The 13835-nt window shown below is 66.0% G+C and carries 10 protein-coding genes; 2 read left to right on the top strand and 8 right to left on the bottom strand.

From position 1 onward, the window contains the following. Window positions 1-30: 30 nt before the first annotated feature. The 8 genes from odhB to ACFFJ6_RS09135 form a co-directional block, all read right to left on the bottom strand. The gene (gene odhB, locus ACFFJ6_RS09170; protein WP_378386713.1) at window positions 31-1284 is read right to left on the bottom strand and encodes a 2-oxoglutarate dehydrogenase complex dihydrolipoyllysine-residue succinyltransferase; all 1254 of its coding nucleotides are present in this window, start codon (window positions 1282-1284) and stop codon (window positions 31-33) included. Window positions 1285-1393: 109 nt separating this feature from the next. Further along, entirely contained in the window at window positions 1394-4351 is a 2958-nt protein-coding gene (locus ACFFJ6_RS09165) for a 2-oxoglutarate dehydrogenase E1 component (RefSeq protein ID WP_378386710.1), read from the bottom strand. A gap of 128 nt (window positions 4352-4479) precedes the next feature. Further along, window positions 4480-5364, bottom strand: a complete 885-nt coding sequence (sucD, locus tag ACFFJ6_RS09160) for a succinate--CoA ligase subunit alpha (protein ID WP_378386708.1) — start codon at window positions 5362-5364, stop codon at window positions 4480-4482. 60 nt (window positions 5365-5424) lie between these two features. Then, window positions 5425-6621 (bottom strand): ADP-forming succinate--CoA ligase subunit beta, encoded by a 1197-nt coding sequence (gene sucC, locus ACFFJ6_RS09155; protein ID WP_378386706.1) that lies wholly within the window; start codon window positions 6619-6621, stop codon window positions 5425-5427. An 82-nt stretch (window positions 6622-6703) separates the two neighbouring features. Continuing rightward, window positions 6704-7672, bottom strand: coding sequence for a malate dehydrogenase (gene mdh, locus ACFFJ6_RS09150; protein ID WP_378386704.1), 969 nt, complete (start codon window positions 7670-7672; stop codon window positions 6704-6706). Between the two features lie 128 nt (window positions 7673-7800). Beyond that, window positions 7801-8979, bottom strand: a complete 1179-nt coding sequence (gene zapE / locus ACFFJ6_RS09145; RefSeq protein ID WP_378387053.1) for a cell division protein ZapE — start codon at window positions 8977-8979, stop codon at window positions 7801-7803. 57 nt (window positions 8980-9036) lie between these two features. After that, entirely contained in the window at window positions 9037-9603 is a 567-nt protein-coding gene (gene thpR, locus ACFFJ6_RS09140) for an RNA 2',3'-cyclic phosphodiesterase (RefSeq protein ID WP_378386702.1), read from the bottom strand. 189 nt (window positions 9604-9792) lie between these two features. Next, window positions 9793-10422: an arylesterase gene (locus ACFFJ6_RS09135; RefSeq protein ID WP_378386700.1), complete on the bottom strand. Its 630-nt coding sequence runs from the start codon at window positions 10420-10422 to the stop codon at window positions 9793-9795. 76 nt (window positions 10423-10498) lie between these two features. Between ACFFJ6_RS09135 and ACFFJ6_RS09130 the strand changes: the two genes are divergently transcribed. Then, window positions 10499-11239, top strand: coding sequence for an ABC transporter ATP-binding protein (locus tag ACFFJ6_RS09130; protein ID WP_378386698.1), 741 nt, complete (start codon window positions 10499-10501; stop codon window positions 11237-11239). Window positions 11240-11241: 2 nt separating this feature from the next. Further along, window positions 11242-13821: an ABC transporter permease gene (locus ACFFJ6_RS09125; protein ID WP_378386696.1), complete on the top strand. Its 2580-nt coding sequence runs from the start codon at window positions 11242-11244 to the stop codon at window positions 13819-13821. Window positions 13822-13835 lie beyond the last annotated feature (14 nt).

Raw genomic sequence — 13835 nt, 5'->3', positions numbered from 1 at the left:
AGTGCCGCGCCGCCGGTATTTACTCCAGTCTTAGAGATCCAGCACCAGCCGGGCCGGATCTTCCAGGCTCTCCTTGACGCGGACCAGGAAGGTCACGGCTTCCTTGCCGTCGATCACGCGGTGATCGTAGCTCAGCGCCAGGTACATCATCGGGCGGATCTCGATCTTGCCGCCGATCACCACCGGCCGCTCCTGGATCTTGTGCATGCCGAGGATGCCGGACTGCGGCGCGTTCAGGATCGGCGTCGACATCAGCGAGCCGTAGATGCCGCCATTGGTGATCGTGAAGGTGCCGCCCTGCATTTCGTCGATCTTGAGCTGGCCGTCACGGGCGCGCTTGCCGAAATCGACGATGCTCTTCTCGATGTCGGCGATCGACTTGGAGTCGCAATCGCGCACCACCGGCACCACCAGACCCTTGTCGGTGCCGACGGCGACGCCGACATGATAGTAATTCTTGTAGATCAGATCGGTGCCGTCGATCTCGGCGTTGACGGCCGGGATGTCCTTCAGCGCCTGCACGCAGGCCTTGGTGAAGAAGCCCATGAAGCCGAGCTTGGCGCCGTGCTTCTTCTCGAACACATCCTTGTACTGCGCGCGCAGCGCCATGACGTTGGTCATGTCGACCTCGTTGAAGGTCGTCAGCATCGCGGCGGTGTTCTGAACTTCCTTGAGCCGGCGCGCGATGGTCTGGCGCAGCCGGGTCATCTTGACCCGCTCTTCACGCGCGGCGTCATCGGCGGGCGACGGAGCGCGGACCTGTACGGCGGCGGCCGGCTGGCTGACCGGGGTCGGCGCGGACGCAGCCTTCTCGATCGCGGCCAGCATGTCGCCCTTGGTGACGCGGCCGTCCTTGCCGGAGCCCGGCACGGTCGAGGCATCGACGCCACTCTCGGCGGAGAGACGACGGACCGAAGGCGCCTGCGGGGCATCGGCCGGCGGAGCCTTGGCGGCAGCGGGAGCCGCTGGCGCGGGAGTCGGAGCAGGCGCGGCCGCGGGGGCCGCAGCCTTGGCGGGGGCAGCAGCAGCGGCCGGCTTGGCGGCGCCGCCACCTTCAGTGATCTGGCCGAGCAGCGCGCCGACCGCGACGGTCTCGCCGTCCTTGGCGACGATCTCGCCCAGCGTGCCGGCCGAGGGCGCCGGCACTTCGATGGTCACCTTGTCGGTTTCGAGTTCGACCAACGGTTCGTCCACCGCCACCGCATCACCCGGCTTCTTGAACCAGCGGCCGATCGTCGCCTCGGTCACCGATTCGCCGAGGGTCGGAACGCGAATATCAGTCATCGTCTGTTTTCCTTTTGCGGCGCAGCGGCTTCGTGCCGGCGCCAGCCCGTGAATCCGTACTCAGGAATTACGCAGGGTCGCCCCGAGGGCGACCCTGACTTGGCTCGGCTCAGCGCAGCGCCTCGTCGAGGAACGCCTTGAGCTGGGCGACATGCTTCGACATCAGGCCGGTCGCAGTGGCGGCCGAAGCCGGACGGCCGACGTAGCGCGGACGACGGTTGGTCGCGCCGGCCTGGTTCTGCACCCACTCGAGATACGGCTCGATGAAGTGCCAGCCGCCCATGTTGCGCGGCTCTTCCTGACACCACACCAGCTCGGCGTCCTTGAACCGCGACATCTCGTGCACCAGCGTCTTCAGCGGCACCGGATAGAGCTGCTCGACGCGCAGCAGGTAGATGTCGTCGATCCCGCGCTTCTCGCGCTCCTCGTAAAGGTCGTAATAGACCTTGCCCGAGCAGACCACGACGCGGCGGATCTTGTTGTCCGGCGCGAGCTTGATCTTCTCGTCCGGCAAGGTCTGGGCGTCGTCGAGCAGCACGCGGTGGAAGCTGGTGCCCGGGCCGAGCTCGTCGAGCCGCGACACCGCCCGCTTGTGGCGGAGCAGCGACTTCGGCGTCATCACGATCAAGGGCTTGCGGATCTCGCGCTTGAGCTGACGGCGCAGCGCATGGAAGTAGTTCGCCGGCGTGGTCGGATACACCACCTGCATGTTGTCTTCGGCGCACATCTGCAGGAAGCGCTCTAGGCGGGCCGAGGAATGCTCGGGACCCTGGCCTTCGTAGCCGTGCGGCAGCAGGCACACCAGGCCCGACATGCGCAGCCACTTGCGTTCGCCCGACGAGATGAACTGGTCGAACAGCACCTGCGCGCCATTGGCGAAGTCGCCGAACTGGGCTTCCCACAGCGTCAGCGTGTTCGGCTCGGCCAGCGAGTAGCCGTATTCGAAGCCGAGCACCGCTTCTTCCGACAGCAGCGAGTTGATCACCTCGTAGTGGCCCTGATCCGGGTTGAGATGATTGAACGGCGTGTAGCGGGTCTCGTCTTCCTGATCGATCAGCACCGAATGGCGCTGCGAGAAGGTGCCGCGCTCGCTGTCCTGGCCGGACAGACGGACACGATTGCCTTCCTGCAGCAGCGAGCAGAACGCCAGCGCCTCGCCGGTCGCCCAATCCACGCCGATGCCGGAGTCGATCGCCTTGGCGCGATTTTCCAGGAAGCGCATCACGGTGCGATGCAGCCGGAAGCCTTCCGGCACCTTGGTAATCTTGGCGCCGATTTCCTTCAGCGTCTTGAGATCGACCCCGGTGATGCCGCGGCGCGGGTCTTCTTCCTGATCGGCGGACTTGAAGCCGGCCCACTTGCCGTCGAGCCAGTCGGCCTTGTTGGGCCGATAGGACGAGCCGGCTTCCAGCTCGGCGTCGAGCCGGGCGCGCCAATCGGCCTTGGCCTTTTCGACCTCACCCTCGGTGATGACACCGTCGGCGATCAGCCGCTTGGAGTAGATCTCCAGCGTGGTCGGATGGCCCGCGATCTTGCGGTACATCGACGGCTGGGTGAACGACGGCTCGTCGCCTTCGTTATGGCCGTGCCGTCGATAGCAGAACATATCGATCACGACCGGCTTGTGGAACTTCTGCCGGTACTCGACCGCGATCTTGGCGGCGAACACCACCGCTTCCGGATCGTCGCCGTTCACGTGGAAGATCGGCGCGTCGATCATCTTGGCGACGTCCGACGGATAGGGCGACGACCGCGAGTAGCGCGGATAGGTCGTGAAGCCGATCTGGTTGTTGACGATGAAGTGGATCGAACCGCCGGTGCGGTAGCCCTTCAGGTCGGACAGCGCGAAGCATTCCGCCACCACGCCCTGGCCGGCGAAGGCGGCGTCGCCGTGCATCAGCAGCGGCAGCACCGAGACGCGCTCTTCCGGCAGATCGCCGTGCTGGTCCTGCTTGGCGCGGACCTTGCCGAGCACCACCGGATCGACGATCTCGAGGTGGGACGGGTTGGCGGTCAGCGACAGATGCACCTTGTTGTGGTCGAACTCGCGGTCCGAAGACGCGCCGAGGTGATACTTGACGTCGCCCGAACCCTCGACTTCGTCGGGATTGGCAGAGCCGCCCTTGAATTCGTGGAACAGCGCGCGGTGCGGCTTGCCCATCACCTGGGTCAGCACATTGAGGCGGCCGCGATGCGGCATGCCGAGCACGATTTCGCGGACGCCGAGATTGCCGCCGCGCTTGATGATCTGCTCCAGCGCCGGGATCAGCGCTTCGCCACCGTCGAGGCCGAACCGCTTGGTGCCGGTGAACTTCAGGTCGCAGAACTTCTCGAAGCCCTCGGCTTCGACCAGCTTCATGAGGATCGCGCGCCGACCCTCACGGGTGAAGCTGATCTCCTTGTCCGGACCTTCGATCCGCTCCTGCAGCCAGGCCTTCTGGGCACCGTTCGAGATATGCAGAAACTCGATGCCGACGGTCTGGCAATAGGTGCGTTCGCAGATCGCCACGATCTCGCGCAGCGAGCCGTATTCGAGGCCGAGCACGTGATCGAGGAAGATCTTGCGGTCGAGATCGGCCTCGGTGAAGCCGTAAGAGCGAATGTCGAGCTCTTCGTGATCCTTGGCCGGTTCCAGCCCGAGCGGATCGAGCTTGGCGTGGAAGTGGCCACGCATGCGGTAGGCGCGGATCAGCATCAGGGCGCGAACGGAATCGCGGGTCGCCTGATTGACATCGGCCGTCGACAGCTCGACGCCCTTGGTCTGGGCCTTGGCCTGAATCTTCTGGCCGACCGTCTTTTCGACCTGGGCCCAGTTGCCGTCGAGCGCCGAGGTCAAATCGTCGCGCGGGGTGAGCGGCCAGTTCGCCTTTTCCCAGGACGGGCCCTCGGCGTTCTTCTGGATGTCGCCCGGATTGTCTTTCAGACTCTGGAAGAATGCCTGCCAGTCGGCATCGACGGAGGACGGGTCGTTTTCGTAGCGGGAGTAGAGATCGTCGATATAGGTGGCGTTGGCGCCCTGCAGAAAAGACGAGAGGGCGAAAGCGGCATTCGCGTCCTGGCGAGACATGATTGCTTCCTGATTATGATCATCGCGTCGGACACGCGATAAGCTGATCCGGTTACCGGATCAGCAACATAGTGCACCTTTTACCGATTTTCATGGAAATGTAAGCTCGGAACTACACAAGGTTTGAATTAGGACTTCAATTTTTCGGCAAGCGTCTTGCCGAGCCGCGCCGGGGACGGCGAAACGGTGATGCCGGCGGCTTCCATCGCGGCGGTTTTCGAGGCGGCGTCGCCCTTGCCACCCGAAATGATCGCACCCGCATGACCCATACGCCGGCCTGGAGGGGCGGTGACGCCGGCGATGAAGCCGACCGTCGGCTTCTTGCGGCCACGCTTGGCCTCGTCGATCAGGAACTGCGCGGCGTCTTCTTCGGCCGAGCCGCCGATCTCGCCGATCATGATGATCGACTCGGTCTTGTCGTCGGCCAGGAACATCTCCAGCACGTCGATGAACTCAGTGCCCTTGACCGGGTCGCCGCCGATGCCGACCGCGGTGGTCTGGCCGAGGCCTTCGCTGGTGGTCTGGAACACGGCCTCGTAGGTCAGGGTGCCGGAGCGCGACACGATGCCGACCGAACCCGGCTTGAAGATGTTGGCCGGCATGATGCCGATCTTGCAGGCCCCGGCAGTCATCACGCCCGGGCAGTTCGGCCCGATCAGGCGGGACTTGGAACCGGCCAGCGAGCGCTTCACCCGCACCATGTCGAGCACCGGGATGCCCTCGGTGATGCAGACGATCAGCGGGATCTCGGCGTCGATCGCCTCGCAGATCGCGTCGGCGGCGCCCGGCGGCGGAACGTAGATCACCGAGGCGTCGGCGCCGGTCTTCTCGCGCGCTTCGCGGACGGTGTCGAACACCGGCAGGCCGAGGTGGGTCGCGCCGCCTTTACCGGGCGAGGTGCCGCCGACCATCTTGGTCCCGTAGGCGATCGCCGCCTCGGAATGGAAGGTGCCGTTCTTGCCGGTGAAGCCCTGGCAAATGACTTTGGTGTTGTGGTCGATCAGGATGGACATTGGCGATGTTGCTTTCGCGGTCGAACGGGTTGGTCGGAAGCGAGCGAGGCCGGCGCGGCCTCAGGCTCCCTTGACGGCGTTGACGATCTTCTGCGCCGCGTCGTCGAGATTGTCGGCGGGCAGCACGTTGAGGCCGGAGTGCTTGATGATCTTCTTGCCCTCTTCGACATTGGTGCCTTCGAGGCGGACCACCAGCGGCACCGACAGACCGACTTCCTTGACGGCCGCGACCACACCCTCGGCGATCACGTCGCACTTCATGATGCCGCCGAAAATGTTGATCAGGATGCCCTTCACGTTCGGATCGGCGGTGATGATCTTGAACGCCGCCGTCACCTTCTCCTTGCTGGCGCCGCCGCCGACGTCGAGGAAGTTGGCGGGCGACATGCCATACAGCTTGATGATGTCCATCGTGGCCATCGCCAGACCGGCGCCGTTGACCATGCAGCCGATGGTGCCGTCGAGCGTGACGTAGTTGAGGTCGTATTTCGACGCTTCGATTTCCTTGGCGTCTTCCTCGGTCTCGTCGCGCAGCACCTGGATGTCCGGGTGGCGATACAGCGAATTGCCGTCGAACGAGATCTTGGCGTCGAGGCACTTCAGATCACCCTGCTTGGTCAGCACCAGCGGGTTGATCTCGAGCATCTCCATGTCCTTGGCGACGAACGCCGCGTACAGCTTGGTCACCAGGCTCTCGGCCTGCTTGGCCTGCTCGCCCTTGAGGTTGAGCGCCTTGGCGACGGTGCGGCCGTGGTGGCCCATGATTCCGGTCGCCGGATCGACGGTGAACGACACGATCTTCTCGGGGGTCTCGTGGGCGACGTCCTCGATCGACATGCCGCCTTCGGTGGAGACCACGAAGGAAACGCGCGAGGTGGCGCGATCGACCAGCAGCGACAGGTAGAACTCCTTGTCGATCTCGGAGCCTTCCTCGATGTAGAGGCGATTGACCTGCTTGCCGGCCGGACCGGTCTGCACCGTCACCAGCGTCGCGCCGAGCATCTGCTGGACGTAGTCCTTGACCTCGTCGATCGACTTGGCGAGCCGCACGCCGCCCTTGTCACCGGCGGAGGCTTCCTTGAACTTGCCCTTGCCGCGGCCGCCCGCGTGGATCTGGCTCTTCACCACCCAGACCGGGCCGCCGAGCTGCTTGGCGGCGGTTTCAGCCTCGGACGCCTTGAAGATCGGGTAGCCGTGCGACACCGGAACGCCGAATTCGCGCAGCACCGCTTTGGCCTGGTATTCGTGGATATTCATCGATTGCCCCTCGCCAGATCACGTCCAGCCGGTTGAGTTGCGGCGCGCTCCATGCCGGAGCGCGCCACGGTCAGGTCAGGTCTTAGTGCCCCAGCAGGTCGGGGGCGATCTTCTTGCAGGCGTCGACGAGGCCCTGCACGGCGGCGACCGACTTGTCGAACGCTTCGCGGTCCTTGCCGGCCAGCTCGATCTCGACGATGCGCTCGACGCCCTTGGAACCGATCACCACCGGCACGCCGACATACATGTCCTTGACGCCGTATTCGCCGGCGAGGTGCGCCGCGACCGGCAGCACGCGCTTCTTGTCCTTGAGATAGCTCTCGGCCATCTGGATCGCCGAGGCGGCGGGCGCGTAGAACGCCGAGCCGGTCTTGAGCAGGTTGACGATCTCGGCGCCGCCGTTGCGGGTGCGGTCGACGATCTCGTCGAGGCGGCCCTGCGAGGTCCAGCCCATCTTCACCAGGTCCGGCAGCGGGATGCCGGCGACGGTCGAGTACTTCACCAGCGGCACCATGGTATCGCCATGACCGCCGAGCACGAAAGCGGTGACGTCTTCGACCGAGACGTTGAATTCGTCGGCGAGGAAGTAACGGAAGCGCGCCGAGTCGAGCACGCCGGCCATGCCGACGACCTTCTTGGCGGGCAGGCCCGAGGCCTTCTGCAGCGCCCACACCATCGCGTCGAGCGGGTTGGTGATGCAGATGACGAACGCGTCGGGCGCGTACTTCTTGATACCGGCGCCGACCTGCTCCATCACCTTGAGGTTGATGCTGAGCAGATCGTCACGGCTCATGCCCGGCTTGCGCGGCACGCCGGCGGTGACGATCACAACGTCGGCACCTTCGATCGCCTCGTAGGAGTTGGCACCGGTCAGGTTGGAGTCGAAGCCGTCGACCGGGGACGATTCCGCGATGTCGAGCGCCTTGCCCTGCGGCACGCCCTCGGCGATGTCGAACATCACCACGTCGCCGAGCTCTTTCAGCCCGATCAAGTGTGCCAGCGTTCCGCCGATCTGACCTGAGCCGATCAAAGCAATCTTGTTACGCGCCATGGGGAAACAGTCCTTTAAGCCCGAAGGTGGGAGGGGTGGGAAATCCGCTTGGCTGGTTATCCCTTTCGCCCGGAGCGTTCAAGTCGCGCCGCGCCCATTTGTTGGCCAGCCGCCATGCCGAATACGCCTTACGTCTCGACCAGGCCTGTTGTGGCACCGGTCGCGGTGGAATCACTGCGGCCGTGCGGAAGGGCCAGGTAAGATTCCGAGCCCATTTCGATCAGTCGCGAGACGGTGCGGTTGAATTCCATCGCCTCGTAGCCATCGGTGGCGCGGTAAAGCTCCGCAGGCTCGGCGGCGGCCGATGCCATCAGCTTCACGGCGTTGTCGTAGAGCGTATCGATCAGCGCAATAAACCGCTTGGCGGCATTCCGGTCGGCGTAGTCCATCACCGGCACGTGGTCGATGATCAGCGTGTGGTACTCGTGCGCCAGTCGCAAATAATCGGACGCGCCGAGCGGCTTCTCGCACAGATCGGCGAAGTCGAACCGCGCGACATGATGATCGGCCCGCGGAATATGCAGCAGCCGGCCCTTGATCGAGATGTCCCGCGGCGTACCGGGAGCATTTCCGGTGATCCGGTTCCAGGCGCGGTCGAGCGCCGCCGTGGCCTCGGCATCGTCCGGCGCCAGCCAGACCTTCATGCCGGCGAATTTCTCCAGCCGATAATCGGTCCGCGCATCGAGCCGGATCACCTGCATGTGCTGCTTCACCTGGCCGATGAAGGGCACGAACAGCGCGCGGTTGAGGCCGCCCTTGTAGAGATCGTCCGGCGCGACGTTCGAGGTCGCCACCACCACGGTGCCGAGTTCGAACAGTTTGCCGAACAGCCGTGACAGAATCATCGCGTCGGCGATGTCCGTGACGTGAAATTCGTCGAAGCACAGCAGCCACGCCTCGTCGAAAATCGACGCGGCGGTCAGCGCGATGACGTCGCCGTCGGGGATCTCGCCGCGTTTGATGTTCTGTCGGAACGCGTTGATGCGCTCGTGAGCCTCGGCCATGAATTCATGGAAATGCGCGCGCCGCTTGTGCAGCACCGGGCTGGCGTCGAAAAACAGGTCCATCAGCATGGTCTTGCCACGCCCGACTTCGCCATGGACGTACAGCCCCGGCGGCGGCTCGGGATCGCTGCCGCCGAACAGCCGACCGAGAAAGCCTTGTTTTTTCGGGGGCTTATAGGTTGCCAGCAGCGAGTCGAGGGCACCCAGGGCCTCGACCGCCCGCGCTTGGGCCGGGTCGGCCTCGATGGCGCCGGATGAGACCAGGGACTGATATTGTTGGCGAAACGAGCGCGGCGAGGACATGGACATCCTTACCGCCCCACCGCGCTGCAAAAAGCAAGAACTGAATGCTGCTGCGAGCTATGCAGTCCGGGCGAGCCGGGGGTCAGCGTAGGATTTCAGCTCGTAGGGGGCCTCCACCACATAGGGCCCGCCGCCGGTCGAGGCCCGGGACGAGAACAGCACGAAGCGCTCGGCCGTGAAGGCCCGGGTGGGGAAATAGCCGCGGATCGACAGATATTGAGCGACATCCTGGCAGGACACGTCGCGCAGCCACGCCAACGTAACGTGCGGAGTGAACTTGCGGCCTTCCGGATCGAGCCCGACGCGCTGCATCAGCCGCTCGAGCTCGGCCTGCAGCTCGATCAGCGGCCGGGACGGCACCACCGAGGCCACCACCGCGCGGGGCTTGCGTCCCCCAAAGCTCGACAGGCCCTGGAGTTGCACCTCGAACGGCCTGCGATTGACGCGGAACAGCGTCGAAGCCACCTCGTTGGCGGTGGCGCCGTCGATGTCGCCGATGAAGCGCAATGTCAGATGATAGTTTTCCGGCTCGACCCAGCGCGCACCCGGCAGACCGCCGCGCAGCGTGGACAGTGTCCGGGTGATGTCGGCGGGGATTTCCAGCCCAGTGAACAAACGCGGCATCGGAGCTCCCCTTTTGAGGCCCGATTGCGACGGCTGTCCCTGACGTCCGGGACTTTGCTCCCCGCAAATCGTCCGGCGAATCACTTCGTCAATTTTGTAGCGCGTTTGTGTAACAGCGCTACCGCGACAACGTCGGGACGGTGAAAAAGTTGAGGGCAATCCGCCCCTTAGGCGACTTATGCCGGGTTTTCAGCGCTTCTGCCCAGCAACCGGTCGAAGAAATGCTTCGACACTAGGCAGGATGTTGGCGACCACCCGGTCGACGCCGGCCGCGGTCGGATGCAGGCCGTCGGCCTGATTCAACCCCGACACCGTCGCGACGCCGTCCAGGAAGAACGGATACAGCGGCACGTCGTATTGCTTGGCGAGGTCGGGGTAGATCGCGTTGAACTCGCGGGCGTAATCCGGCCCGTAATTCGGCGGCGCCAGCATGCCGGCGAGCAGAACCGGGATATTGCGGGCCTTGAGCCGCTTGATGATCTCGTCCAGCGCCTTGCGGGGGACCTTCGGGTCGGTGCCGCGCAGCGCGTCGTTGGCGCCGAGTTCGACGATCACCGCGTCCGCGTCCGGGGGCACGGACCAGTCGAGTCGTTCAAGCCCGCCGCTCGCGGTGTCGCCCGACACGCCGGCATTGATCATGTCGGTCCGGATGCCTTTGGCGTCGAGTGCCTTCTGCAGCTTGACCGGAAACGCCGCGTCTGCGGGTAATCCATATCCAGCCGTCAGCGAATCCCCGAGCACCACGACCTTCAGCGGCGGCGTCTCCTGCGCACGGGCGCCGGAGCCCGGCATCATCATCGACAGCATTCCGATAACCATCGCCCACGCAAACGTGCGGCGCGCCCTCTCGACCGCTGCGAAACAATTGCCATATGCACCAGCCATGGACAGCCTTATGGACAGCTTCATCGAACCCTCGTCGCGGCCCGGCCAACAGCCGGACACCATCTCCATTTCGAACGTCAATCTGTCGCTGGGCAGTGGCGCCGCGCGGGTGCACATCCTCAAGGATATCAGCCTCCGCGTCGCCCAAGGCGAAGCGATCGGCCTGATCGGCCCGTCGGGGTCGGGGAAATCCACCCTGCTGATGGTCATGGCCGGGCTGGAGCGGCCCGACAGTGGTGAGGTGGTCGTCAACGGCACGGCTTTCAATGGCCTCGGCGAGGACGCATTGGCACGCTTCCGGGGCCGCGAGGTCGGAATCGTGTTTCAGTCCTTTCATTTGATCCCGACCATGACGGCGCTGGAGAACGTCGCGGTGCCGCTCGAACTCGCCGGCGAACGCGACGCGGCGGCACGCGCGGCGCGCGAACTTGCGTCGGTGGGACTGGGCGAACGGCTGCATCACTATCCGTCGCAACTGTCGGGCGGCGAGCAGCAGCGCGTCGCTTTGGCGCGGGCGCTGGCGCCGGATCCGGCGATCCTGGTGGCGGATGAGCCGACCGGAAATCTCGACGAAGCGACGGGGCGGCAGATCGTCGACATGCTGTTTACCAAGCACGCCGAACGCGGCATGACGCTGGTCCTGGTGACGCACGATACGGGCCTTGCGGAGCGCTGCGACCGGGTGATCCGGCTGCGCTCGGGGCGGATCGATACGACGCAGCCGGGCACGGCCCGCGCGCGCACGGCCTGACGATGGCGCTCGCGGAGTCTTGGGGCAAACCTGTGGCAGCACCTGCGAACCTGTCGCTGCCGTTCCGTTACGCGCTGCGCGAAATGCGCGGCGGCCTGAACGGGTTTTACGTCTTCATCGCCTGCATCGCGCTCGGCGTCATGGCGATCGCCGGCGTCGGCTCGGTCGCCGCCAGCCTCGGCGAGGGACTGGCCCGCGAAGGGCGTACTCTGTTAGGGGGCGATGTCGCGTTCTCGCTGATCCAGCGCGAGGCCACCCCGCAGGAGCTGGAATACCTTCGCGCCCGCGCGCCGGTCTCGGTGGCGGCGACGATGCGCGGCATGGCGCGGACGCCGGCGGGGCAGTCGGCGCTGGTCGAGATCAAGGCGGTCGACAATCTTTATCCGATGCTCGGCGAGCTGAAACTGGCGCCGCCGGTGCCGCTCGCCGATCTCCTTGCCGAGCGCGACGGCGCATTCGGCGCTGCGGCCGATGCGGCGCTGCTGGCGCGGCTCGGGCTGAAGGTGGGCGACCGGGTCTCGATCGGCAGCGCCAGCTTCCAGATCCGCAGCGTGGTCGAGTCCGAGCCGGACAAGCTCGCCGGCAATGTCGGCTTCGGGCCGCGCTTCCTGATCAGCGAGGACGCACTGCGCGCCACGCAGCTGCTGCAGCCCGGCAGCCTGGTGCGCTGGATCTATCGGGTGCGGCTGCCCGACAACCGCGCAGACGATCAGGCCGCGACCCGCTTCGCCGACGACACCCGCGCGGCGCTGCCGCAGGCCGGCTGGGAAATCCGCAGCCGCGGCAACGCCTCGCCGCAGCTCGAACGCACCATCACCCGCTTCACCCAGTTCCTGACCCTGGTGGGCCTCGCCGCACTGCTGGTCGGCGGCGTCGGCGTCGCCAACGCGGTGAAGAGCCACATCGATCGCCGCCGCGAGGTGATCGCCTCGTTCAAGGCGCTCGGCGCCACCGGGCGCGACGTGTTCGCGATCTATCTGACGCAGGTGCTGGTGCTGGCGGCGATCGGCTCGCTGATCGGGCTGGCGCTCGGCGCCGCGCTGCCGTTCGCCATCGTCGGCCTGTTCGGCAAGCTGCTGCCGCTGCCGGTGGTGCCGTCGCTGCACTGGGGCGAGCTCGGACTGTCGCTGATCTACGGCCTACTCACCGCGCTGGCGTTCGGACTGTGGCCGCTGGCGCAGGTCCGCGACGTGCCGGTTGCGACGCTGTTCCGCGAGGCCGCCACCGCCGACGGCCACCGGCCGCGGCTGCGCGACATCGTCGGGATCGGCGCGGTGATCGCGCTGCTGCTCGGCGTGGTGATCGGCCTCGCCTACGACAAGCGCGTCGCGATCGCCTTCGTGGTCGCCTCGGTGCTGGTGTTCGGGCTGCTGCGCGGCGTCGCCGCAGGTCTGATGGCGATCGCGCGCCGGCTGCCGCGCTCGCGCTTCACGATGCTGCGCCTCGCGATCGCCAACATTCACCGCCCCGGCGCGCTGACGCCGTCGGTCGTGCTGTCGCTCGGCCTCGGCCTCGCGGTGCTGGTGACGATCGCGCAGATCGACGGCAATCTGCGGCGGCAGTTCACCGCGGCGCTGCCCGAGAAGGCGCCGGCGTTCTTCTTCATCGACATCCCGTCGAGCGAGACCGAGCGCTTCAGTTCGTTCCTCACCCAGATCGCCCCGAAGGCGACGCTGGAAGACGTGCCGATGCTGCGCGGCCGGATCGTCGCCGCGCGTGGCGTCCGCGCCGAAGACCTCAAGCCCGCCCAGGACGCCGAGTGGGTGCTGCAGAGCGACCGCGGCCTCACCTACGCGACCGACCTGCCGGCCGGCTCCAAGGTGGTGCAGGGCCATTGGTGGCCGAAGGACTACAGCGGCAAGCCGCTGGTGTCGTTCGACAAGAAACTCGCCGACGGGCTCGGCCTGAAGATCGGCGACACCGTCACGGTCAACGTGCTCGGCCGCGAGATCACCGCCACGATCAGCAATTTGCGCAGCGTGGACTGGCAGAGCCTCGGCATCAATTTCGTGCTGGTGTTCTCGCCCAACACGTTCCGCGGCGCGCCCCACACCCACATCGCCACCCTGACCGAGGCCGGCAGCACGCCGCAAACCGACGCCGCGCTGATCAAGCAGGTGGCGGACAAATTCCCGATGGTCACCAGCGTCCGCGTCAAGGAAGCGCTGGAGACGGTCGGCGGCGTCGTCAGCAATCTGGCGCTGGCGGTGCGCGGGGCGAGCTCGGTGACGCTGATCTCGGCCATCCTGGTGCTGGGCGGCGCGCTCGCGGCCGGCCATCGCCACCGGGTCTATGACGCGGTCATCCTGAAGACGCTCGGCGCCACCCGGGCGCGGCTGATCGGCGCCTTCGCGCTGGAATACATGATGATCGGGCTGGCCACCGCGGTGTTCGGGGTGATCGCCGGCTCGATCGCCGCGTGGCTCATCGTCACACGACTGATGACGCTGAGCTTCGTCTGGCAGGCCGGGTCGGCCGCCGGGGTGGTGGCGGCGGCCCTGATCGTGACGGTCGGCCTCGGCCTGGTCGGCACCCTGCTGGCGCTCGGCCAGAAGCCCGCGACGGTGTTGAGGAATCTCTGATCGGCCGGAGCCTG

Origin of the sequence: Rhodopseudomonas telluris (genome assembly GCF_042432815.1) — a bacterium.
Classification (GTDB): Bacteria; Pseudomonadota; Alphaproteobacteria; order Rhizobiales; family Xanthobacteraceae; genus Rhodopseudomonas; species Rhodopseudomonas telluris.
Note: the sequence above shows the minus strand (reverse complement) of the source record. Positions and strands in the feature narration are given on the sequence as shown.

Coding starts and splice junctions, on each gene's coding strand:
- zapE (WP_378387053.1), bottom strand. CDS start 8,979: ATGTCCTCGCCGCGCTCGTTTCGCCAACAATATCAGTCCCTGGTCTCA.
- thpR (WP_378386702.1), bottom strand. CDS start 9,603: ATGCCGCGTTTGTTCACTGGGCTGGAAATCCCCGCCGACATCACCCGG.
- ACFFJ6_RS09135 (WP_378386700.1), bottom strand. CDS start 10,422: ATGGTTATCGGAATGCTGTCGATGATGATGCCGGGCTCCGGCGCCCGT.
- ACFFJ6_RS09125 (WP_378386696.1), top strand. CDS start 11,242: ATGGCGCTCGCGGAGTCTTGGGGCAAACCTGTGGCAGCACCTGCGAAC.
- ACFFJ6_RS09130 (WP_378386698.1), top strand. CDS start 10,499: ATGGACAGCTTCATCGAACCCTCGTCGCGGCCCGGCCAACAGCCGGAC.
- odhB (WP_378386713.1), bottom strand. CDS start 1,284: ATGACTGATATTCGCGTTCCGACCCTCGGCGAATCGGTGACCGAGGCG.
- sucC (WP_378386706.1), bottom strand. CDS start 6,621: ATGAATATCCACGAATACCAGGCCAAAGCGGTGCTGCGCGAATTCGGC.
- sucD (WP_378386708.1), bottom strand. CDS start 5,364: ATGTCCATCCTGATCGACCACAACACCAAAGTCATTTGCCAGGGCTTC.
- mdh (WP_378386704.1), bottom strand. CDS start 7,672: ATGGCGCGTAACAAGATTGCTTTGATCGGCTCAGGTCAGATCGGCGGA.
- ACFFJ6_RS09165 (WP_378386710.1), bottom strand. CDS start 4,351: ATGTCTCGCCAGGACGCGAATGCCGCTTTCGCCCTCTCGTCTTTTCTG.